Source organism: Virgibacillus sp. 7505 (genome assembly GCF_002272135.1).
Classification (GTDB): domain Bacteria; phylum Bacillota; class Bacilli; order Bacillales; family Amphibacillaceae; genus Terribacillus.
Genome location: NZ_NPBF01000025.1, coordinates 223,246 through 244,799, shown reverse-complemented (window position 1 = coordinate 244,799; position 21,554 = coordinate 223,246). Strand labels below are relative to the sequence as shown.

Here is a 21,554-nt window from a genome sequence, read left to right as displayed (position 1 = left end):
CCTATTTCACAACCGTCAGCAAGTCATTGCCTTGTGTCGTAATCTCTGTTTCGTCAATGATGATTTCTTTGTAATTAGCCGGATTGGTCACAATGATAGGCGTAATTGTCTGCACTCCTGCCGCTTCAATCGCTTCAATGTCAAACTCACTCAACACATCTCCTCGTTTGACACTGTCTCCCTCTTTTACATACAGCATGAATGGTGAGCCATCCAGCTTAACTGTATCAAGACCTACATGAATCAACACTTCTGCACCTGACTTAGAGCGTAATCCGATCGCATGCTTTGTCGGTGCGAGCATAACGATGGTTCCGTCAAATGGAGCGTAAACTTTATTTTCACTAGGCTCAATTGCCAGCCCTTTCCCCATAGCTCCTGAACTGAACACTTCATCCGGAACTTCTTCCAGCGCAACTAATTTACCGCTTAGTGGAGCATGAATCGTTTCTTCATTGTTTTCTGCTGCAGAGGCTTCTGCGTTGCCAACTTTCTGATCTACTGCCACACTGCTGTCAGCTTGTGCTGCAGTATCTTCACCGAAACCGAAAATCTGAATCAAGATGATTGGCAGCACGATAGCGATAGCGGCACCGATAACAATACCTATGAAACTTGTAGGGTAGTCTCCATTGATACCATTCACAATAGTTAATGGTCCCGGAAGTCCAGCATAAGCGAAATAATATGGATTGAAGAAACTTGCTGCAATTGCCCCAATTGCACCAGATATACAACCAATGATAAATGGTTTCTTGAATCGCAGTGTCACACCGTAGATTGCTGGTTCAGTTATGCCGAATATACCTGTAACACCTGCAGAAACACCGACTTTTTTAACTTCTTTACTTTTCGCTTTCAAAATAACACCAATTACCGCACCAACCTGTGCGATAACCGCAATCGTTTGATAAGCCTGGAAAGAATCACGGCCGTATTGCTCGAAGTTTGCCAAGACCATCGGCGTGATGCCCCAGTGAACACCAAAGATAACGATAACCTGCCATAAGGAACCAATGATCGCTCCAGCAAGCCATGGTGCGTACTCAGCCAAGAAATTGTATCCGTTTGCAATTCCGTTTGCTCCAAGAGAAGTCAATGGACCAATTGCTACAAGCGTGAGCGGAACCATGACTATGATAGAAATCAATGGAACGAACAGCGGGCGGATTACTTCGTTCATATGCTTGTTCAAGAAGCGCTCCAAGTAAGAAAGGATCCAGACTAGGAATAGTGGCGGCAAGACGGATGATGTATAAGTCGTTTCCGTCAAAGGCAGCCCAAGGAAGTTCATGCTGTTTCCGTCTGCAATGCTTGCTGCCATCGTTGCCCAATCAGGACTGACAAGCGCCGCACAAGCAGCAACTGCTATATACGTGTTTGTCTTGAAATGCTTAGAGGCCGTAATAGCAATGAAAATCGGCAGGAACGTAAACGGCGCCCATGAAATAAAGCTAAATACTTGATACGTACTTGTCGTTTCGAAGCTCGGAAAAAGCAAATTTATAAGAATAAGTGCACCTTGCAGAATACCTGCCGCTGCAAGCACATAGATGAATGGCGCAAATACAGCTGACATTGTCGCAATGATTCGATTAAGAATTGAGCCTTTGTTCTCGTTACCTGCTTCAGCAGTATCAACATTTACGAGTTTGGCAAATTCATCATATACTTCGCCGACATGCTGACCGATAACGACTTGGAATTGACCGCCATTTTCTACAACAGTGATGACTCCCGGCAAACTTGAAACCTGTTGTTTAGCAGAAGGTTTCGAACGTTTCAGCACTAAACGTAAACGTGTCGCACAGCGGGTAGCATTTACAATATTCTCTTCACCACCGACAGCCTCCAATATATCTCCAGCAAGTTTTGGATAATCCCTTACCTTTTCAGCCACTTGGAACACCTCTTTTTCTTATAGTATACGCTTACATTATAATTATACCGGTATAATTTATCAAGCGTGAACCAATAAAATTAATAGAGCATTTTAAAAGAGTAGGGTTTTCGTTATAGGCCTAGTGTGCTAAAATCGCTCTATCTAAACAAATAAGGAATGTAGCTATGCTTAAATATCAGCAGATTGCCAATGAAATTCAACAGGATATTGAAAAGAATGATCTTCCGCAAGGCACCAAGCTGCCTGTACTGGAAACCTTGATGTCCCAATATAAAACCAGCAAAAGCACCGTCATCAAAGCTCTTAGCCTGCTAGAACGAAAAGGTCTTGTCTATCAAGTACGCGGCAGCGGCATCTTCGTACGGCGACGCAACCGAAAAGGCTACATCAGCTTCTCGAACCAAGGCTTCAGTGATGAGCTGAGCGGATTCGATATAACTGCCAAAGTGCTGGCGCTCGAAATCCGAAAACCATCAGCAGAAGTCGCCTTCAACCTGAAAATCAATCCTGAAGACGACGTCTATTACGTCAAACGAATCCGTTATATCAACGGACAAACACTTTGTCTTGAAGAATCCTATTACAATAAAGCAATCGTCACCTATCTAAATAATGAGATTGCAACCGGGTCCATCTTTGACTACATCAGCAATGGCTTAGGTGCTAAAATCGGTTTTTCCGATATGTACGTGCATATCCAGAAGCTGAATGAAGATGAAGCACAGCATCTTGGACTTCTTGCAGGTGACCCGAAACTATTCGTGGAGACGATCTTCTATTTGAACAATGGTCTTCCTTTTGACTTCTCACGAATTTCGTATAATTACGAGCAGTCTCAGTTCTTCTTCCAGTCGACGGGGTATTCTTTGTAACATGAGAAGAGAATTGATGAAGGTATTCGAAGATTGGGAGGCGGAGCTAGAGAAGAACGAATGGTATTTTGCTGATTGTTATGAGGAGTTAACAATGAACTTATCATCATCTGAGGCTTTTTCTGCTATACCAGATGTCATTTCTGTCCTCCTCACGGTTATAGATACCTGCTAAAAGAAACAATTGATTTTTTAGATACTTTATACAACCTAGCAGATACAACAGAAATACATCCTATAATTCAAGCGAAATGGGAAAACATAACAGTTCATATTCAACGTTTCGGAGACAATCATAGGCATGTTGCTTGGAAAGGTCTCAAGCACATGCTCCGTATAAGCAAGATGCCATAAGTCTAATAGAAAATAAAAAGCAACCAAGTGCGTTAGCTGCTTGGTTGCTTCTTTACGTATTAAATATTCGGTTTAACCATTTCCTCAGGCCTCACCATTTCATCAAATTGCTCTTCTGTCAGCATTTCAAGCTTAACAGCAGCTTCTTTCAGTGTTAGTCCTTCTTTATGTGCAAGCTTAGCTATTTTCGCTGCGTTCTCGTAACCGATATGTGGATTTAATGCAGTTACTAGCATCAAGGAGTTCGTTAGATTATCCTGAATTGTTTGTTCATCCGGCTCAATGCCTACTGCACAATTATCATGGAAGGATACCATGCTGTCGCTTAATAGCTGAACAGACTGCAGGAAGTTATAGATGATTACTGGTTTGAATACATTCAGTTCGAAATTACCCTGACTTGCTGCAAAACCGATCGTTGCGTCATTTCCCATAACTTGGGCTGCCACCATCGTCAATGCTTCACATTGAGTTGGGTTGACTTTCCCAGGCATGATAGAGCTGCCCGGCTCATTTGCAGGAATGATAATTTCGCCGATGCCACAGCGAGGACCGCTCGCCAGCCAGCGTACATCATTGGCGATTTTCATCAAATCGGCAGCTAGTGCCTTCAATGCTCCATGGGCATATGTCATCTCATCATGGCTTGTTAGCGCATGGAACTTGTTCGGTGAACTTATGAATTTTTGTTCTGTGAACTTGGTAATCTCTTCAGCAACAGTATCTCCAAACTGTGGGTGGGCATTGATACCCGTTCCAACAGCTGTACCACCGATTGCTAAGGCACGCAATTTTTCAGTAGCTTCTGTAATCATTTCTTTTGATCGATCCAGCATATGCACCCAGCCACTGAGCTCCTGGCCAAGCGTTAACGGTGTAGCATCCTGCAGATGTGTACGGCCGATTTTCACGATACTTTGGAACGTTTCCGCTTTTGTGTTCAGTGTGTCACGCAGCTGATCGACGGCAGGAAGCAGCTGTTCATAAACAGCCAGCACGCCTGCGACATGCATTGCTGTCGGGAATGTATCATTCGAACTCTGGCTTCGGTTCACATCATCATTCGGATGAACCATTGCATCTGAACCTTTTTCCTTCAGCAAAGCAGTAGCAAGGTTTGCAACCACTTCATTCATGTTCATATTAGACTGCGTACCGCTTCCAGTCTGCCACACCACAAGCGGGAAATTGTCATCGTACTTACCTGTAAGAATGTCGTCACAGACCGTTACAATAGCGTCCGCTTTTTCTTTGTCCAGATTTCCTAGGCGCTGATTTGCAATCGCCGTACTGCGCTTTAATATAGCGAAAGCTTTCACTACACGCTCTGGCATTCTTTCTGATCCTATTTTAAAATTCTCTTTACTTCGCTGTGTTTGTGCACCCCAGAATCTATCCGCCGGCACCTTTACTTCCCCAAAAGTATCTTTTTCGATTCTATAATCCATGGTAATCCTCCTCAGATTTCCTATATCTTTGTACCACTTTAAAAATCGTAACACTCTAACTGTATAATGTATAATGCATAATAAATATGTTTTTAATTACTCTATGTAATACATAATAAATGGAGGCTTACAGCATGGAATGGGAACAACTAGAATATTTCCAGACACTCGCACGTGAACAGCATGTCACAAGAGCTGCTCAGATCCTGTCCATTACCCAGCCAGCTCTCTCCCGATCGATTGCTCGACTGGAAGGTCAAATTGGTACCCCGCTATTTGACCGTCAAGGCAGAACAATTAAATTGAATAAGTATGGAGAACTACTATTAAGACGAGTCGATCTCATCTTAAAGGAATTCCAGGAAGGAAAAGATGAAATCCAGTCTTTGCTTGACCCGGATAAAGGAGAAATTTCACTTGGATTTCTGCACACACTCGGAACAACAATCGTCCCTAATATAATTGCAGCATTTAAAGAGGAATATCCGCACGTCCGTTTTCATTTGAAGCAAAACCATTCGAATTGGCTGCTGGAGAACTTGCAATCCGGCAACCTGGATCTCTGCCTGCTTGCATCATTCCCTATGGAATCCAAAATGGCATGGACTACGTTATGGCAGGAGGAACTATTCTTGTTCTTCCCAAAAAATCATCCATTGGCCAATCGAGAATCCATCACTTTAGAAGAAATTGCAGACGAGCCCTTTATTCTAATGGAAGAGGGCTACGCATTACGCGTAACAATTGATTCTATCTTCGAACAGGTTGGTCTTGTTCCTAAAATTATGTTTGAAGGCGAAGAGGTAACGACGATTGCCGGTTTCGTCGGAGCAGGAATGGGCATTTCCATCCTTCCTGATGTTAAAAGCTTGGATCGAACGAAAATCGCTAAGGTTCGTATAAACTCCCCAAAGTGTGAACGAACAATCGGTATCGCTAGTATGGAAGGAAAGTTTTTATCTCCTATAGCGGAGAAGTTTAAGCAATATATTGTGGAGCATTTCCACCGAGAAAATTTATGAAAAACCTGTTTTCGTTAATATTATTTGGAACGTATGTTACCAATAATTCTTTATTATTTGAGTGATGCAGACTAGGAATTTAAAGCTGCTATAATAACTTTAGGAGGGATTTTCTAGGTATTACGACATACAAGAACAGCTTCGTTATGTGAAAAAGAAACTGTTCTTGGCTTGCTTTTATATGCTTATTCCAACAGTTTTGCCATAGAATACTCATTAAAAGCCCTACCATCTATAACAAGTGATTTTCTTTTCGTTCCTTCAATATCAAATCCACTTTTCTTGTATAGTGCCACTCCAGCAGTATTTTCTGTAACTGCAGTTAGCTCTAATCGTGTTATATTATGTTTTGCAGCCCACTTAGTGACGGCATCAAATAATTTGGTCCCTATCCCTTTTCCTCTATATTCTAGTAGTACACCTATAACAAGATAAGCAGAATGTTGTGTTCTCTTTACGCTTCCGCCCATAGCAAATAAATATCCAACTAACTTGCCTTCTTCTTCAGCCACAAATATTGTTGCATTACTTTGTGTTTCAATCCGTTCTAGTTGCTTTTGTTGTTGTTCGGGAGTGGTTTTTCTTTCACCAGCTTCCATAAGCATAAACTCGGAGGTTTTCTCAACTTCCTTTATTAGACTTATCAAGTTCTCTGCGTCTTCAACCCTTATCTCTCTAATTAACAAAACAATCTCCTCCACTTCCCAAAACCTGTACTTTAATTGTACCTAAAATCATCTATTACTTTAAACTGCACTAGTTTAAACAGGCAATAAAAAAGGCACGTAAGATCGCATGTCCTCAAGCAATTATCATAGCTTTCTTTTTTCGATACGTACTTTCACACGAGAGAACTTGTATGGAACTTCTGAACATACACCCTATTTTCGTACACTTCCCAGTACCGACTCAGATCGAAGGGTTTATAAGTACAGTCTTTCTCTAGCTTAATCTCGGGATTGTATTTACTAAATTCATAAATATAAAATTGCATAAGGTTATGAAGCATTGTTTCTTCTGAGTTCTTTACTATTTTTATATGAACCATATGTCTTCTCCACTATTCTAGTATTTTTACATAATTTAACTAATTATAACAAAGAAGTATCTTGCAAATTTCTCTAAATAAAAAAACTGCACCTTATCAAAGATGCAGTTTTATATTAAGCTGTTTGATTTATCTTTAGTTTCTTATCGGCTTTCCGTTTCTTCCTATATTCAGCTGCAGCTGTGAAGACGACATCTGTGGAGGAATTAAGCGCTGTCTCAGCAGAATCCTGTACAACACCGATGATAAATCCTACACCTACCACTTGCATAGCTACATCAGCAGGGATACCGAACAGACTGCATGTCAGTGGAAGCAATAGCAATGATCCGCCGGCAACGCCGGAAGCACCACAGGCACTGATAGCTGCAAGAACACTAAGGATAATGGCAGTCAAGATGTCGACTTGGATATTAAGCGTATGAACTGCAGCTAGAGTCAAAACAGAAATTGTGACTGCTGCACCCGCCATATTGATTGTTGCGCCTAGCGGTATGGAGACAGAATACGTATCTTTATCAAGGCCTAGTTTTTCGCTAAGCTTCATGTTCACCGGGATATTAGCAGCAGAACTTCTTGTGAAGAATGCTGTAATCCCGCTTTCCTTCAAGCATGTAAGGACTAGCGGATAAGGATTTTGCCTGCTGAGCAGGTAAACAATAAGCGGATTTACCACAAGGGCTACAAAGAACATACAGCCAAGCAGGATAGCCAATAGCTTACCGTAGCTCAACAGTGATCCCAATCCGTTTTCAGAGATAGATTGGTAGATTAGACCCATGATACCTAACGGAGCAAGCTTGATTACCCAAGTAACTACTTTCGAAACAGCATCTGACAAGTTGGAAATTACAGACTTGGTCGCATCCGACGCATTACGCAGCGCCAATCCGAACAGGATGGCCCAAGCAAGGATGCCGATATAGTTGGCATTTACGATCGCATTGACGGGATTATCAACTATGTTCAGCAATAATGTCTGCAGAACTTCAGCAATACCACCTGGTGCCGCGACATCTTCCGGACTATCGGCAAGTGACAGACTGACAGGGAACATGAAGCTTGCTACTACTGCCACAACTGCAGCAGCAAATGTACCAACAAGATAAAGCACAATGATCGACTTCATATTTGTCTGCTTGCCTTTTTTATGCTGGGCGATAGCCGCTGTTACTAAGAAGAGCACCAGAACTGGCGCAATTGCCTTTAATGCCCCGACGAACAACGTACCCAATATTGTGACAGGCTGTGCAGCATCCGGAATCGTAAGAGCCAGTATGATACCAATAATAAGACCAATAATAATTTGCTGCACTAAGCTTAACCGATTCCACAGTTTCAAAGCATTTCTCATGAAAATCCCCTCACTATCTTATGCTGTACTAAGGGAGAAGTTTTGTTTAAGTCCACCCTAAAAGGACAACTGTCTTTATAATAAGAACAATTATAGTGTTATTTTCATGGGATTACAAGATTAATTGACAAATTATCATTTATTTACAATTTCGGCTAATTTATCTCCTGATTATTTCGTTTCACTTTAAGCACTGCCCAGACACTTATCCCAGCCACAATAGCTCGAGTCAATACCGGGTGCTTCGCCGCTTTAACGATCATGCTTCGTATTCGCTTCCATCCGAGATTTGCGCCACGTTCGTGCATTCCGTAACCAGCATGATACAGATTACTTTCCTCAGGAGTGTTAGATTTCCTGGTCTCATCATACTGTGTCCGAGGAGAAATACGTTCCCATAATTTATCTGTCAGCCTAGGAAAATTCGCTCCTAAAAATTGCAGCATCTTTGCCTGGGAGCCTACATAGATATCCCTTTTCGGATGCGACGCTGCGTATAGGATTGCTTCTGCTACCGCTTCTGGAGGATACATCATGCCTTTATGAACTGGCTGATGTGCGAGATAACTTCTGGCATGCTCGGTATACGGTGTATCAATTCTGCCTGGATGAATAAGTGTAATGGAAGCTGGTGCCCCTTCTCTTTCCATCTCTATTCGCAGGCTGTCAGTCCACCCGTGGATGGCGAATTTCGAAGACGCATAAACAGACTGAATCAATGTACCCTTATCACCGAAAACACTGCCGATATTGATTAATGTCCCTGGAACTCCCCGCTCCAGATAATGCTGTACCGCTGTCCTCGATCCATACACAACACCCCAAAAATTGGTCGCAAAAAGTCGCTTCATATCCTGATAGCTAACATCCATCGCGTTGCCGTATATGGTCACACCCGCGTTGTTAACCCATGTGTCGAATCGGCCAAAAGATTTTATAGCCATCTCAGCAATCTTGTTTACTTCCTCTTCCATACCTACGTCAGCTCGTATATAAACGGCTTCGTGGCCAGCCTGAAGTAATTCTTCTGCTAACTCCTTTAGCGCTGCTTCGTTCCTTGCAGCTAGGACTACTTTCGCGCCTTTAGCTGCTGCCATGCTGGCAGTTACCAGCCCGATACCGCTGGATGCCCCGGTTATAACAATGACTTGATCGTTTAATTTTTTAAGTTTTGTAGTACATTCTTCAAAGGTTTCATGGCTCAATTCCGTTCAGTCTCCTTTTGCTTTCTCTGCTCGTTAGTATGAGACTGATCCGTCATTACATGCATCACTTGGAAAAACATTCTTTCAAAGTTACTGGAAGCTGAAACCAATACCTCCCTTTTCCGTATACTTGTATGTCGAGAGAACAGCTAGTTACTTTTAATTCATGGATGATGTGCACAAGACATACATTTCTAAAGGCTGCCGCTTTTCTCTACATAACATAATGAAAAGGATGAATCGCTTTTGAGTAAATCAACGAAATGGATCACTGGTATCTCTGCTGTCGCCCTCATTGCAGGAATGACAGGATGCTCCAATACGACAAAAGCCAGTTCTCCTCCTAAAGACACAGACTGTAAGGAATGGGAACAGGAAGGCGATGCGTGGGAATGTGAGGACTCCAGCTCCTCCCACTACAATCATTACTTCTACAATGGAGCGTTTTATAACAGCAAGAGCAATCTGAACAGCGCTGTTAAGAAGAACACATCGACCACCAAAGCTAGCAAAGGCTTCGGCAGCGGATCCAAATCATTTGGCGGATAATATGTATAAAGGGGAATATTGAAATGGAATTATTTTTAAGCTTCTTATCCTATTTAGGGGCTGCAATTGTACTGTTAGCCATCGGTACAGCCCTTTTTGAAATCTCGACAAAAGCAAAGGAGTTCAAGCTGATCACACAGGGAAACCAAACAGCTGCTTTGGTTCTTGGCGGAAAAGTAGTTGGTCTTGCATTGGTGCTAGGCTCATCCATCGCACATTCCATCAGTATGATGGATATGGTCATCTGGGGTGCAGTAGGGATCGTCAGTCAAATTGTTCTCTATTATATTGCAGAGCTGGCTACTGTTCGTTTCAGCATCAACAAAGCAGTCGAGGATGACAATAAAGCAATCGGAATCCTGTTGTTCCTGCTATCACTCTCACTCGGCTGGATTATTGCACAATGTCTTACCTATTAAAAAATCCCCTCTATAGGGGATTTTCTTTTGTCATTTCACATATAGCACATAACAGGACCGATCTTCATCAATCTCAGTAGAAGTAACACTCATCTTTCCAAAGGACGGTACTTCCACAGCGTCCTTCGTCAAATAACGCAGCACGTCCCAATGCCTGTCTACTTTGATTGTATTCAAATACGTATTCGCTGCATTCCCTACACTGCCAGGGTAGAGAACTTTTCTGAATTCTATCGGAATACCATGAGCCGGATCATAGGTTCTCTCATCTGGCTGTCTCTGGTTCTCACCAAGGTCCTTTAAGGTAAGTTCTTCTTCCTTGCCATTCATTTCATTTGCCAATAATTCATATTGTCTCCCTTGCAAAATATGATAGGTGCATAATTGCCTGGCCAGCATTTCATCTTTTTCTATGGAAGGAGCTGTATATTCCAAGAACGGCTCATAAGTGCGTAATCCGCGATCAATATAATACGTTAGTTTATTCATTTCCTGCCTCCTGCAAAATTCCAGTATCTAGTATACTTAGTATAAAACAACTCATTTCTGAAAGGTGATTCTGTCGTGAAGCCGTTCAAACAAAAACGAGAAAACTTCTATCACTCCATACCTGATTTTTGGGCTGATATGTATGGGGAAGAATATAGTTTGTATGATATACGGCCCATCACCGAAAAAGATGCAGATTCCAAAAGACTTTTTGCATACCGCTGCGGAAAGATTCTTTTCAAGACCAGCGAGCTATTAGCACGTGAAGACATAGATGATGAGAGCTTGCTTCAGCTTGGCTTTCCTAAGAAAACATTGCGCTTCATCCGACTGCAAACGATGAAAAACAAAACCATCATCGGACGATTTGATTCCGTAGAAGTTGATGGAGAGGAAAAGCTATTGGAATTCAATAGTGATACACCTACATTTATCAAGGAACTGTTCCATGTCAATGGCTTGGTATGTAATGAATTCGGATATAATGATCCGAATCAGGAAGAGGAGAAAAGACTTCAAGCTGTATTAAGAGATGCGATCATCGGGGAAGCACGCAAAGTGAGCACCAATGCACCAAATATTGTCTTCACTTCCCATAGCGACAATATAGAAGATAGGAATACAGTGCTTTATTTAAAAGAACTGGCAGACCTCCCATCAAGATATACACCATTAGACAAATTGACTATTCGCAAAAACGACGGCCTATATGATGATCTTGATAATAAGATCGATGTTCTCTACCGCCAAACCTTTCCTGTAGAAAGCCTTATCGAGGACGAAGATCCCGATAGCGGCGAAAGAATCGGTGTTTTGCTGCTGGAGCTTGTGGAGAAAAATAAACTGCGAATCATCAATCCCCCAAGTGCATTCCAGCTCCAAAACAAAGCCGTCATGGCAATCGTCTGGGCACTGCATGAAGAAAATAATCCGTTCTTCACAGCTGAAGAACATGAATGGATCGATAAGTACTTTCTTCCGACCTATCTGGACCCAGCTCCATTCCTGGAGTCAGGTTCCAGCTTCGTAAAGAAGCCTGCGTTTGGGAGAGAAGGCGATACAGTCGAGATATACGGTAACAATGGAGAGAAAGTGGTGGAGGACAAGAACAAAAGCTACACAAGCTACCTTCCTATCTATCAAAAGTATGTAGATTTACCGAAAGTCACCGTTAACACTGTGAAAGGTGAAAAAGAACTGCATCTTATGACAGGTACTTTCCTGTTGAATGGCAAGCCAAGTGCCATTGGATTTCGGGTAGGGAATCAGATTACGGATAACTTGTCTTATTTTTTGCCGTGTGGATTGCGCGGTTAGATAGGAACACCGGAGGACAATATACGTATGTATATCTCTCCAGTGTTCCTGCTCTCAATAAGAAAGTCATTTAATTATCACATAATGGATTTAATGTGATAATTTTACATATAAGGGTATAAGGAATTTTGTTAGTTACACTCCCTCTTATTCTGATTCACTACTATAAGTAATCATTAATTGTTGCATTTTCATATCCTCTACCTGCTCATTATAATTGCCTACAATTTCTATTACTTTCATTGGTAGAAAAAAGGTCAACTCTTGATCTCGCTTCTTACGTAGAAAAGTTATAGTTTTCATAGAGTCGACGATTTTTCCCTTTTGATCTTCACTAACAATTATATTATTAACGAGATTATAAAAGTTTTCATCCAGCTCTATAATATCTTCAACATGTTTTTTTAGTATTTCTTTTTTATAGCTGAAATCTTCTTCTGGTAATAAACGTTTAGACTTGACTCTTGTAAATTCTGACACCTCAGATCCTCCTTGAAAAGTCGAAAAGCTGCGATATATTATCTTCTTCTTGGAAAAGATCCTCAATAGCTTTACGGTATGTTTCAATGTAGGTGTGACCACTTTCAGCAGACCTTTTTAATTGGTCTATTTCTTCATCCAGATTCGCGTTTCTCAATGGCAAAAATGTTTCAATTACAGAGACAGACTTTACTTTATATAGAGGATACTTATACTCCTCTAGGAAACTAGCATAGCTAGCAGGACTTGCTTCTATCTGATTAATTTCTGCCATCACTTTTAATTTCTCTTCCTTAAAAGATACTGCAAGTTCCTCGTGGATTGCTTCTTCAAGCTTAGAAACAGTTGCTAATTTTTCTTCTAAAACAATGGTTCCTTCTCTATACAGTCGGAGAGACGCGGATATATTTACTTTTATGGGATCACCGTTAGTAGCTGTAAATACCATATCAGTCCCAAGGTAACTTTTATTTCCCTTTGACATAGCAGAAAGCAACTCTGGTATTCCATGACTTTCTACTATCTTATGAAGGTTATCTATTATTCCGCCATCCTGTATTCTTTGTAGGCTTTCTTTAATTGTTCCCATGTGATCATTTAGTAATTTAACGACCAGAGCTATATCTCCTCCAAAGGATGCAAAAGGGTTCCCTGTATCACGTACTTCGACGTTTCTTTCTAACAGCTGCTGAAGTTCATTAATTTCCTTATCTAAGATTCCTATTTCTTCAATCATGATATCCTTTTGATCCTTGGTTATATATCCAGCTTCATAAAGACTGTTAAAAATAGTATCTTTGTTTTCGGTAATAGAATCCAATTGATTGATAAGTGAAGGCACCTTGTCATTAAGAGATCTGATAATTGTATCTACTTCTCCTGGATGGAATAAGTAATAGCCAATATAATTCGCTTTCCCATCTAAGCCATCAAATGCACTAGGATTAACTCCAATCAATTCCTCTATTCCCCCATTTGTTCCGCCTTTTTCAGATGCTATAGTAAAATCGATGGCAAGCTTCTGAAAATCCCTTACAACTTCATCTGGTACACCCGCCATCATTTCACGCAGTCCAGGTACATCAGGATTTGTGTCAATCATCGTGATATTACCTAATGTAAAGAAACCTCGCACTACACTTACTGCGTAAAGCGGATCATCTTTTGAAATGACTTGATTGATGTTTTCACCTTTATCTTTATAATATTCCATTGCAAAATCATGAAGTTCTTTTGGGGGTATTTCATATATATCATTATCATTTAATATAGAAAACTCTTTTATTACAGCTCTTCTAAACTCTGTACTAGCCACATATAATTCATAATAGTTAGGTTGAGCACCATTTACACTAAATACTTCATCAAAAGTGCCGTATGAGAGATAAGCAATTGTATTATTATTATGCCCCAATGAATGAGAGAGACCCGTAATGTCTGTGCTTTCGTTGAGGTTAAAATGATTTGAAGCTTCTCTAACAAAATTATCAGTAGCTTTTGCTTGATCGGCCGTTTTTCCGGCCAACATTGATTTTAGATTGTAAAGCCAATCGTTAGTATCACTAGTGCCTTGTGAAATAACATACATTTCTTCATGGTTTCCTGTATTGATGTGAATAGCAGTTCCATTATAATCCGAGTCTGCTATCGTCTCATTAGTTGATTCTGACGAATTGTATATACTGATTTCTCCATCTAATAACTCTCCTGTCTCCTCTAAATAGAGTTGCCTAATATAATCTTCTAACTTATCAGCTTCTAGATTGCCATATTCGATATCAATAAGACGGGACTTAATCTCTGGAGTGTCTAACAAGCTATTAGCCAAATCCTTCACTCACTTTCATCACCAATCAATTGTATTGATTTAAGCATATCGAGTGCTTTTTCTTTTTGGATTTCTTTTGATTTTGTACATTCTTCTTTATTTGTTTCTTCTTTACAAGTAATTGTGGTATGTGTTTGAATTGCTTCGTTGTTATCGTTCCAAATTAAAGCCTCGATAATAGATAGTGAATCATCTTCATATTCAGCAATTTCTATATGCTGTTTCTCATTACTAGACTCTATAGCTTGGAAATTCAACTCTCTTCCAGCACTATTCACCATTTGTTCTTTACTATCTTCTGCACTTAATTGAGAATGTGAATAGCTTAGGCTTTGAATAATAAAAGCTTTTCCTTGGTGGGAAGGATAAGAGATTACTATAGTTTCTCCTTTATCACTCGATTGAATATTATAGCTTTCTTTGCTTATAACCATATCCTTAGGGAAGTCCATAGTAAAACTATTTGAACCAGATAATAATGGATAATATCCTTTTTTTGTCTGCTCGGTGGATTGTAAAAAGTCCCTTGTAAATTCATCTTGAAATGCCGGCACATCTGGTAAGTCACTTGGATCCATTTCAGAAGGAGAAACGGAGTTTTTTTCGTTGCTCATATTACAACCTCCTACAAATAGTATTGTTAAAATAAGTACTATCATAACTTTCATTCTCACGCAGCCTTACCTCCAATGAAGGATAGTTGGTCCTTAAAAGTATACAAAAATACATCCATTCATTCCCATTATTTTAGTGTAATTTTCCAAAAACCATACTTTAGTCGGGGATATAAAGCTGCTTGGTAGCACTTCCCAAAACAGACAATATATATTGTCCAGCATAGAAACAACAAAAGGACAAATCACTCGCTCCAAGTGATCTGTCCTTTTTATTCTTGCTCAATCTAAAGTTAATACAGCAACACACTCCACATGCACTGTATGCGGGAATAAATCTACCGGCTGAACTTCCTTCAAAGTATATCCGAAATCATTCAGTTCCTTAATATCGACTGCGAATGTTTCTGGATTACAGGATACATAAACGATCCGCTTAGGTTTGGATCGGCCGATTTTTCTCATAACTTTCCCGCCGGCACCAGATCGCGGAGGATCCAGCAGCAGTAAGTCCGGCGTGCCAAATTTCTCTAAGACTTGATCCATTCCAAATCTGGCATTATCGGCTAAGAAATAGGTGTTGGAAATGCCGTTGTCTGCTGCATTGCGTTTTGCTGATTCGATGGAACTTTCTACAATTTCGATGCCGGCAAGTTTTTCTACTTTGCTAGCAAAAGGAAGTGAAAAGGTTCCTACCCCGCAAAACAGCTCCAGCATCGTTTCTGTTTTTTTCGGCTGTGCCATTTCAAGGGCAAGGTCGATCAGCTTCTGTGCCTGTACTGGATTTACCTGGAAGAAGGTGTCAAACCAAAGACGATAGCGATAGCCTCCGATTTCATCGTAAATGAAATCACGCCCGGCCAGTAGATGCATGTCCTCCGCTTGGATGCTATCGGCCCAGTCTGTATTCACCAGCCATAATAGACTTTTTACCTTCGGGTAATTTTCAATCCGTTTCTTGAGCTGCTCAGCGGCCTGAGCCAATCCTGCATCCGGTGTTTGTGTCGCAAATAGTGCAACCATGATTTCCCCTGTCACAAAGGACTGCCTTACCATCAAATGCCGAAGCAGGCCCTCATGCGTATCTTTGTTATACCCACTTAATGCATGGTCCTTTACCCAGCTCGCTACTTCCATTGCGACTGCCTTCATCTCTTCTTCCATGATCAAACATGTCTCGAGCGGGATGATCTTACGGAAATTTCCTTGTTCATGCAAGCCCATTGAACCATCCGGCGCAAAAGCAAAATCCATCTTATTGCGATAATGCCAAGGGTTTTCCATACCAAGGGTGTCTTTCACTAGCTCTGGATCAAAACCCTGTTCTAACAGAGCATCCTTAACATGTGTTGTTTTATGTCTTAATTGCCCTTCATACTGCCAATGCTGCCAAGCGCATCCGCCACATAGATCGAAATGTGGGCATGGTGCAGTAACGCGTTCTGGATGTGCCTCCAAAACTTTTTCCAAAGTCGCTTTGGATCTTTTCGCATGCGGCCAAGCGACTGTGGCCTGCACTTTTTCGCCTGGTAATGTCTTCGGGACAGTCAGTTTCACTTTCCGCAGCTTGTCCTGTCCCTTATCCACCCATACAACTGCCTGGCCAGACCCTTTATTATCTAGTTGGCCTATTTCTGTTTCCATGATTTCTGGATCGAGGATTACTCTCGTTGCTTTATTCATTATTTTTCCTCCCTTCTTATGAGGAATCTATTTATCTATCAATTAAATGGTAGGTAATTTTTCTGAAATGATTCCTATACTTTTTTAACATGTTTTTCAGCAGGATGCCAGATAAAGTTTCTGCTCCATGTATATCTCAATACTTACAAATGGAAAAAGACCTGATTCCATTCAAGGAATCAGGCTTCTATTATGCAAAGATCAAGGATATTCGACTGGAGTACCAGGACCTATCGGCAGCCCAGTCCACATCCAAATCAGCATCATTACTACCCATCCGATAGTAAAAACAATGGAGTAAGGAAGCATAGTCGAAATCAGCGTTCCAATTCCGACCTTTTTATCATATTTTTGGGCGAAGGCGATGACGATCGCAAAGTAAGGCATCAGCGGGGAGATAATGTTTGCGGTTGAGTCGGCTATTCTGTATACGAGCTGTGTGAACTCAGGTGAATATCCTGACAGCATCATCATCGGGATGAACACAGGTGCCATGATAGCCCATTTAGCAGAGGCACTTCCGATAAACAAATCGATAAGAAAAGCGACTGCGACGAAGATCAAAATCAGCGGTATGCCCGTAAGACCAGTCGCATCAATGAATTCTGCACCTCGTACAGCGAGGACAGTACCAAGATTTGATTCATTGAAATAAGCAACGAATTGCGCTGCCGCGAAAGCAAGGACGATGTAGGAGCCCATCGTTGCCATGGTATCCGACAATTGATTGGCGACATCTTTATCATTTTGGATTTCTTTTGTCATAAGACCGTACACAAGCCCTGGTATGAAGAACACAATCAAGATGACTGGAACAAGTGTATTGAGGAATGGCGCATCGATAATACTGCTTTCACCCGCGCGCAATGGTCCCCACGAGGGAATTACCAGCAATGCAATGCCCACGATAGTAATAAGGAAGGCGATAAGTGCTCCCCATAAGCCCCTTTTCTCTAGAGGCTTTAAGTAGTTAACCTCTCCCTGGACAGCACCTTTGTACGTACCAAGTCGTGGTTCTACAATCTTGTCAGTCACCCATGTACCTAATATGGTAATCAGGAAAACGGAAGCGAACATAAAGTAATAATTCATTGCGTAATTCATGCCCTCGGCATATGAAGGATCAATAAGTGCTGCGGCGTCTCTCGTCATACCGCCAAGAAGCGGATCAAGCGACGTGAGTAACAGATTTGCGCTGTAGCCTCCCGATACTCCAGCGAAGGCAGCTGCGAGTCCAGCCAACGGGTGCCGTCCCAGACCTGCAAATAATACTGCTCCCAATGGCGTCAGCACCACATAGCCTGCATCTGCAGCCATACTGGACATCACCCCAGCGAATACTAAAGCCGCTGTCATCAGTGTCCGGGGAACGGACGTTACAAGACCACGAAGCGAGGCACTGATCAATCCTGACCGTTCTGCAATTCCGATACCAAGCATCGTTACCAAAACTGTTCCAAGCGGAGCGAAATTAGTGAAGTTAATTACTGCACTCTCGAATAGATATAAAATCCCTTCAGAGTTCAGCAGGTTTTTGACAGCGATTGTTTCCCCTTCATTCACAGGGTCCTCTACACTTACACCGATAGCAGAAAAAATAGCCGATAACACAACCACTGCTGCAGCAAAAATAAAAAATAACGTAACCGGATGCGGAAGCTTGTTGCCAACTCTTTCGATAAAATTCAAAGACCGCATGATGAAATTATTTTTTTGCGACTGCTCCATCCCCTATACCTCCTGTTTAAATTAGTTTAAAAATTCAAACAATTGTATAAAAATAACAACCTAAGTATAGACAAGAGTGTGGGTGAATGAAATAGGCAAAAAATCCAGTTCTTGGTATTATGATTTTATATATAAAAGACCCAGTATAATGAAATAATATTTCACATATACCAGGTCAATATGAGGATTATCATGTAGTAAAAAGAACGACAATTACATATTTCTATCTGATTCTATTATTAATTTCTTCCGCCGCGGGAATTTGATTTAGCTTTTCCTCTTCTTTGTTCATCAGGACGTTTTCCTTCGCCATTCTTTTTCTCACGAGGTGCATAGGAATCTTTAACCATGGAATCTCCCTCCTCTTCTCATCAAATTGTTCAGAGTTAGGATTTCCGTAATCAATTTCGTTATGCAAAATGCTGAACATGTAATTATAAAAGAGGAGCAGGAATGAACTAAGCATTCAACCTGGGAAATAGTTTTACTATGTGTTCAAGGATTTTTAAGTAAAGACAGTGATATTCAATCCAACAGTTATTCACGGAAAAGTGAAAAGGAGGAGAATCATAAAGTGGTTAAAGTTAAACCATCTGTTCTAATTTTGGGAACTTTCCATATGGGAGAGCGTGGCAACCGAGATATTTATAAGCAAGATACAAGAGATATGAAAGCTAAAAAACAGCAGGACGAAATGGAAGAAGTCGTTGAATGTATCAAGCTATTCAATCCAACCAAAATAGCAGTTGAATTTGAATCAATCAGAGCAGATCTTCTTGATAGCCAGTATAACGATTACGCAAAACAAGGGATAAAAGATGAATTAGAGAGTGACGAGATACATCAAATCGGTTTTCGACTTGCTAAAGAACTCGGTCATGACAAACTATTTCCAGTGGACTGGAATCGTCCTGTGGGAGGTGTTCCTTTAGGATATGTTTATGATTTTTTAAAAGAAATCGACCGAGAGTTGTATGATCAAGTGATTGAGGAAGGTGACAGACATAATGAAAGTGTACAATCCTTACTGGAAACAAAAACAGTGAGAGAAGTTTTGATTTATCTGAACGATCCCCGTAATACAAAAAAGCAACAAGAAACGTATATGAAATTTGCATTAGCTGCCTATGAGGATTTCTACGTTGGCATTGATTGGCTTACAAATTATTGGTATCGCCGTAATCTGATTATTTTCGCAAATATAAAGAGACTCGTACAAAAATCCGATGAAAGAATTCTAGTGATATATGGAGCAGGACACAAATATCTTCTTGATAATTTTTTTAATGAAAGTGCATTGTTCCATGTTCATGAAGTTTCAGATTATTTATAATCAAAAGTTCCTTAACGATGTGCAAATACGGTCAAATGAAAATTCTTCGAGTTTGTACCGATTTCTGTTCTATGTTATAACCTAAAAATAGTGTTTTGCTAATGGATTAGACGGTATGCATCGTTTATACCATTAATCCAGCTAAATATAATTATGGACAGCACATCCATATATAAACGTTAGGAAGTGTCATTCACCTTGGTGCAACAGGATTTTACAGAAGGCCGCATTATGAAGCAGCTCTTCACATTTGCCGGACCTATTATGCTTACGAACTTATTACAGGTTTCGTATCAATTCATCGACAGTCTCTGGGTCGGGAATCTTCTGGGCGCAAATGCGCTTGGTGCAGTTACCGTATCCTCCACTGTTTTGTTAACAGTACTTGCATTCATAATCGGAATAAATAATACTACCTTGACGGTCTTGTCCCAGCAGAGAGGACGAGGAGACGCAAAAGGATTAAAAGACTATCTAAACGCCTTCGTTGTCGTACTCGGATTATTATCCATTTTTGTTGGTATTATCGGTTTGCTTTTCTCCCGTCAGATTGTCATCATGCTCGATACACCTGCTGAGATGGTGGATGAAGCTAAGGCCTACTTACAAATTAACTTTATCGGTATTCTATTTTTAATGGGATACAACTTTATCGGCACTGTCCTAAGAGCTTTAGGGGATAGTAAAACACCGTTAAAGTTTGTTTTCATCGCCGTCATTTTAAACACCATACTCGTTCCGCTATTCATATCAGTCTTTGGCTGGGGAATACAAGGCGCAGCATATGCCACTGTCTTATCGCAGGCAGTCGCTTTCCTTTTAGGTTTGGGATACATACTTCGCAATGGACTCGCTCCGTTGTCTATCCCCTTCTTACCAAAGAAGGAACAAGTATTGCTTATTTTAAAGCTCGGCATTCCATCTGGACTGCAAATGATGGTCATCTATGCTGGTGTAACAGCCATTATGAGTGTCGTCAATTCCTTCGGCGGCGCGGTCGTTGCCGGCTTTGGAGCCTCTCAAAGAATTGACAGCCTGATTACCCTTCCTGCTATGGCATTAGGAACAGCCGTCAACAGTATGGCTGGTCAGAATATCGGTATTGGCCGCTGGGATCGAGTAAAAGAAATCGCCAAGTATGGAGCACTCTACAATTTAGCCATTATGCTCATGATTGCAGTCCTTGTCTTTTTACTCGCTGAGCCTTTAACAAGTTTGTTCATTGAGGAGAAATCAGCCGTTTCATTCGGTACCGACTACTTAAAGATTATTGCTTTCTTTTATCCCTTTATCGGGCTTAATTTCATTTTAAACGGTATAGTGCGAAGCTCGGGTGCCATGTACCAAGTACTGATTTTAAACATCCTATCCTTCTGGCTGTTGCGCTATCCGCTGACGTATATTTGCTCCTCTTACATTGGGGAAAACGGTATTGCACTGGGAATGGGGATTAGTTTTATTCTAAGCAGTATTTTTTCTTTTAGTTATTATAAGTGGGGGAAATGGGATAAGAAGGAATTGTTTGCAGAGGAAAAGCGTTAATCATTTAATACTTAACTACTACTCGTAAGACAATAACCAATTTGTTGTATAATAATAGAAAACAATAACACATGAGGTGATTAGCTTGAACCTCCTCACCACGTCTATTGCCATCATACTCAGCCTGTAATTGTCTGTATTTTCTTTGGGAGACCTTTACAGGCTGAGCCTTATCCCAAGGAGTTGGTGGCAAGTGAAACCATGTAGACAAAATAGAAGCCGTGCATATTATCGGCATCATCGAAGAAGAGTCATTCAGCGTAAAACGAAGATTGGAAAACTTTACGGATGGCACGTACGCCATACTGGCTATTATGCAAAAGGAAAGGTACATTGCTCTTGCTGGATGTGTACCCAAAAGACGAA

General features: G+C 40.9%; 18 protein-coding genes. 7 read left to right on the top strand and 11 right to left on the bottom strand.

Going from position 1 to position 21,554, the window contains the following annotated elements; genetic code table 11:
* Position 1 precedes the first annotated feature (1 nt).
* A complete protein-coding gene (locus CHH91_RS10975) occupies positions 2-1,900 on the bottom strand; it encodes a beta-glucoside-specific PTS transporter subunit IIABC (protein ID WP_095223477.1) in 1,899 nt (632 codons plus the stop codon).
* 167 nt (positions 1,901-2,067) lie between these two features.
* Between CHH91_RS10975 and CHH91_RS10970 the strand changes: the two genes are divergently transcribed.
* Positions 2,068-2,775 carry a GntR family transcriptional regulator gene (locus CHH91_RS10970; protein ID WP_095223476.1) on the top strand — a complete coding sequence of 236 codons (708 nt, stop codon included), beginning with the start codon at positions 2,068-2,070 and terminating at the stop codon, positions 2,773-2,775.
* A gap of 413 nt (positions 2,776-3,188) precedes the next feature.
* On the opposite strand, the gene fumC is transcribed toward CHH91_RS10970, so the two are convergent.
* Complete coding sequence (gene fumC, locus CHH91_RS10965) at positions 3,189-4,577, bottom strand: class II fumarate hydratase (RefSeq protein WP_095223475.1); 1,389 nt, start codon at positions 4,575-4,577, stop codon at positions 3,189-3,191.
* Positions 4,578-4,711: 134 nt separating this feature from the next.
* On the opposite strand from fumC, the gene CHH91_RS10960 reads away from it, so the two are divergent.
* On the top strand, positions 4,712-5,599 hold the full coding sequence (locus CHH91_RS10960) for a LysR family transcriptional regulator (protein ID WP_095223474.1): 888 nt from the start codon (positions 4,712-4,714) through the stop codon (positions 5,597-5,599).
* Between the two features lie 185 nt (positions 5,600-5,784).
* On the opposite strand, the gene CHH91_RS10955 is transcribed toward CHH91_RS10960, so the two are convergent.
* The 3 genes from CHH91_RS10955 to CHH91_RS10940 all read right to left on the bottom strand — a co-directional run bounded on the left by CHH91_RS10955 (position 5,785) and on the right by CHH91_RS10940 (position 9,206).
* Positions 5,785-6,285: a GNAT family N-acetyltransferase gene (locus CHH91_RS10955; RefSeq protein WP_095223473.1), complete on the bottom strand. Its 501-nt coding sequence runs from the start codon at positions 6,283-6,285 to the stop codon at positions 5,785-5,787.
* A 477-nt stretch (positions 6,286-6,762) separates the two neighbouring features.
* On the bottom strand, positions 6,763-8,001 hold the full coding sequence (sstT, locus tag CHH91_RS10945) for a serine/threonine transporter SstT (RefSeq protein ID WP_095223471.1): 1,239 nt from the start codon (positions 7,999-8,001) through the stop codon (positions 6,763-6,765).
* A 155-nt stretch (positions 8,002-8,156) separates the two neighbouring features.
* Positions 8,157-9,206 carry an SDR family oxidoreductase gene (locus tag CHH91_RS10940; protein ID WP_095223470.1) on the bottom strand — a complete coding sequence of 350 codons (1,050 nt, stop codon included), beginning with the start codon at positions 9,204-9,206 and terminating at the stop codon, positions 8,157-8,159.
* Between the two features lie 246 nt (positions 9,207-9,452).
* On the opposite strand from CHH91_RS10940, the gene CHH91_RS10935 reads away from it, so the two are divergent.
* Positions 9,453-9,755, top strand: coding sequence for an aminotransferase yhxA (locus CHH91_RS10935; RefSeq protein WP_286160757.1), 303 nt, complete (start codon positions 9,453-9,455; stop codon positions 9,753-9,755).
* A 23-nt stretch (positions 9,756-9,778) separates the two neighbouring features.
* Complete coding sequence (locus CHH91_RS10930; RefSeq protein WP_095223469.1) at positions 9,779-10,174, top strand: DUF350 domain-containing protein; 396 nt, start codon at positions 9,779-9,781, stop codon at positions 10,172-10,174.
* Between the two features lie 30 nt (positions 10,175-10,204).
* Here CHH91_RS10930 and CHH91_RS10925 read toward each other — a convergent pair whose 3' ends face one another.
* A complete protein-coding gene (locus CHH91_RS10925; protein WP_095223468.1) occupies positions 10,205-10,663 on the bottom strand; it encodes an RNA helicase in 459 nt (152 codons plus the stop codon).
* Positions 10,664-10,738: 75 nt separating this feature from the next.
* Here CHH91_RS10925 and CHH91_RS10920 point away from each other — a divergent pair, with 75 nt between their 5' ends.
* The gene (locus tag CHH91_RS10920; protein ID WP_286160756.1) at positions 10,739-11,980 is read left to right on the top strand and encodes a glutathionylspermidine synthase family protein; all 1,242 of its coding nucleotides are present in this window, start codon (positions 10,739-10,741) and stop codon (positions 11,978-11,980) included.
* Between the two features lie 147 nt (positions 11,981-12,127).
* Here CHH91_RS10920 and CHH91_RS10915 read toward each other — a convergent pair whose 3' ends face one another.
* From CHH91_RS10915 to CHH91_RS10895, 5 genes are all read right to left on the bottom strand, one after another.
* Complete coding sequence (locus CHH91_RS10915) at positions 12,128-12,460, bottom strand: hypothetical protein (protein WP_095223467.1); 333 nt, start codon at positions 12,458-12,460, stop codon at positions 12,128-12,130.
* Position 12,461: 1 nt separating this feature from the next.
* Entirely contained in the window at positions 12,462-14,297 is a 1,836-nt protein-coding gene (locus tag CHH91_RS10910; protein WP_286160755.1) for a DUF6792 domain-containing protein, read from the bottom strand.
* The gene (locus CHH91_RS10905; protein ID WP_095223466.1) at positions 14,294-14,902 is read right to left on the bottom strand and encodes a hypothetical protein; all 609 of its coding nucleotides are present in this window, start codon (positions 14,900-14,902) and stop codon (positions 14,294-14,296) included. The genes CHH91_RS10910 and CHH91_RS10905 overlap by 4 nt, the downstream gene beginning before the upstream one ends.
* A gap of 282 nt (positions 14,903-15,184) precedes the next feature.
* Positions 15,185-16,585 carry a 23S rRNA (uracil(1939)-C(5))-methyltransferase RlmD gene (gene rlmD / locus CHH91_RS10900; protein ID WP_095223465.1) on the bottom strand — a complete coding sequence of 467 codons (1,401 nt, stop codon included), beginning with the start codon at positions 16,583-16,585 and terminating at the stop codon, positions 15,185-15,187.
* Positions 16,586-16,786: 201 nt separating this feature from the next.
* The gene (locus CHH91_RS10895) at positions 16,787-18,313 is read right to left on the bottom strand and encodes an AbgT family transporter (protein ID WP_095223464.1); all 1,527 of its coding nucleotides are present in this window, start codon (positions 18,311-18,313) and stop codon (positions 16,787-16,789) included.
* 574 nt (positions 18,314-18,887) lie between these two features.
* Between CHH91_RS10895 and CHH91_RS10890 the strand changes: the two genes are divergently transcribed.
* Positions 18,888-19,646 (top strand): DUF5694 domain-containing protein, encoded by a 759-nt coding sequence (locus CHH91_RS10890; protein WP_095223463.1) that lies wholly within the window; start codon positions 18,888-18,890, stop codon positions 19,644-19,646.
* Between the two features lie 231 nt (positions 19,647-19,877).
* Positions 19,878-21,188: an MATE family efflux transporter gene (locus CHH91_RS10885; RefSeq protein WP_095223612.1), complete on the top strand. Its 1,311-nt coding sequence runs from the start codon at positions 19,878-19,880 to the stop codon at positions 21,186-21,188.
* Positions 21,189-21,554 lie beyond the last annotated feature (366 nt).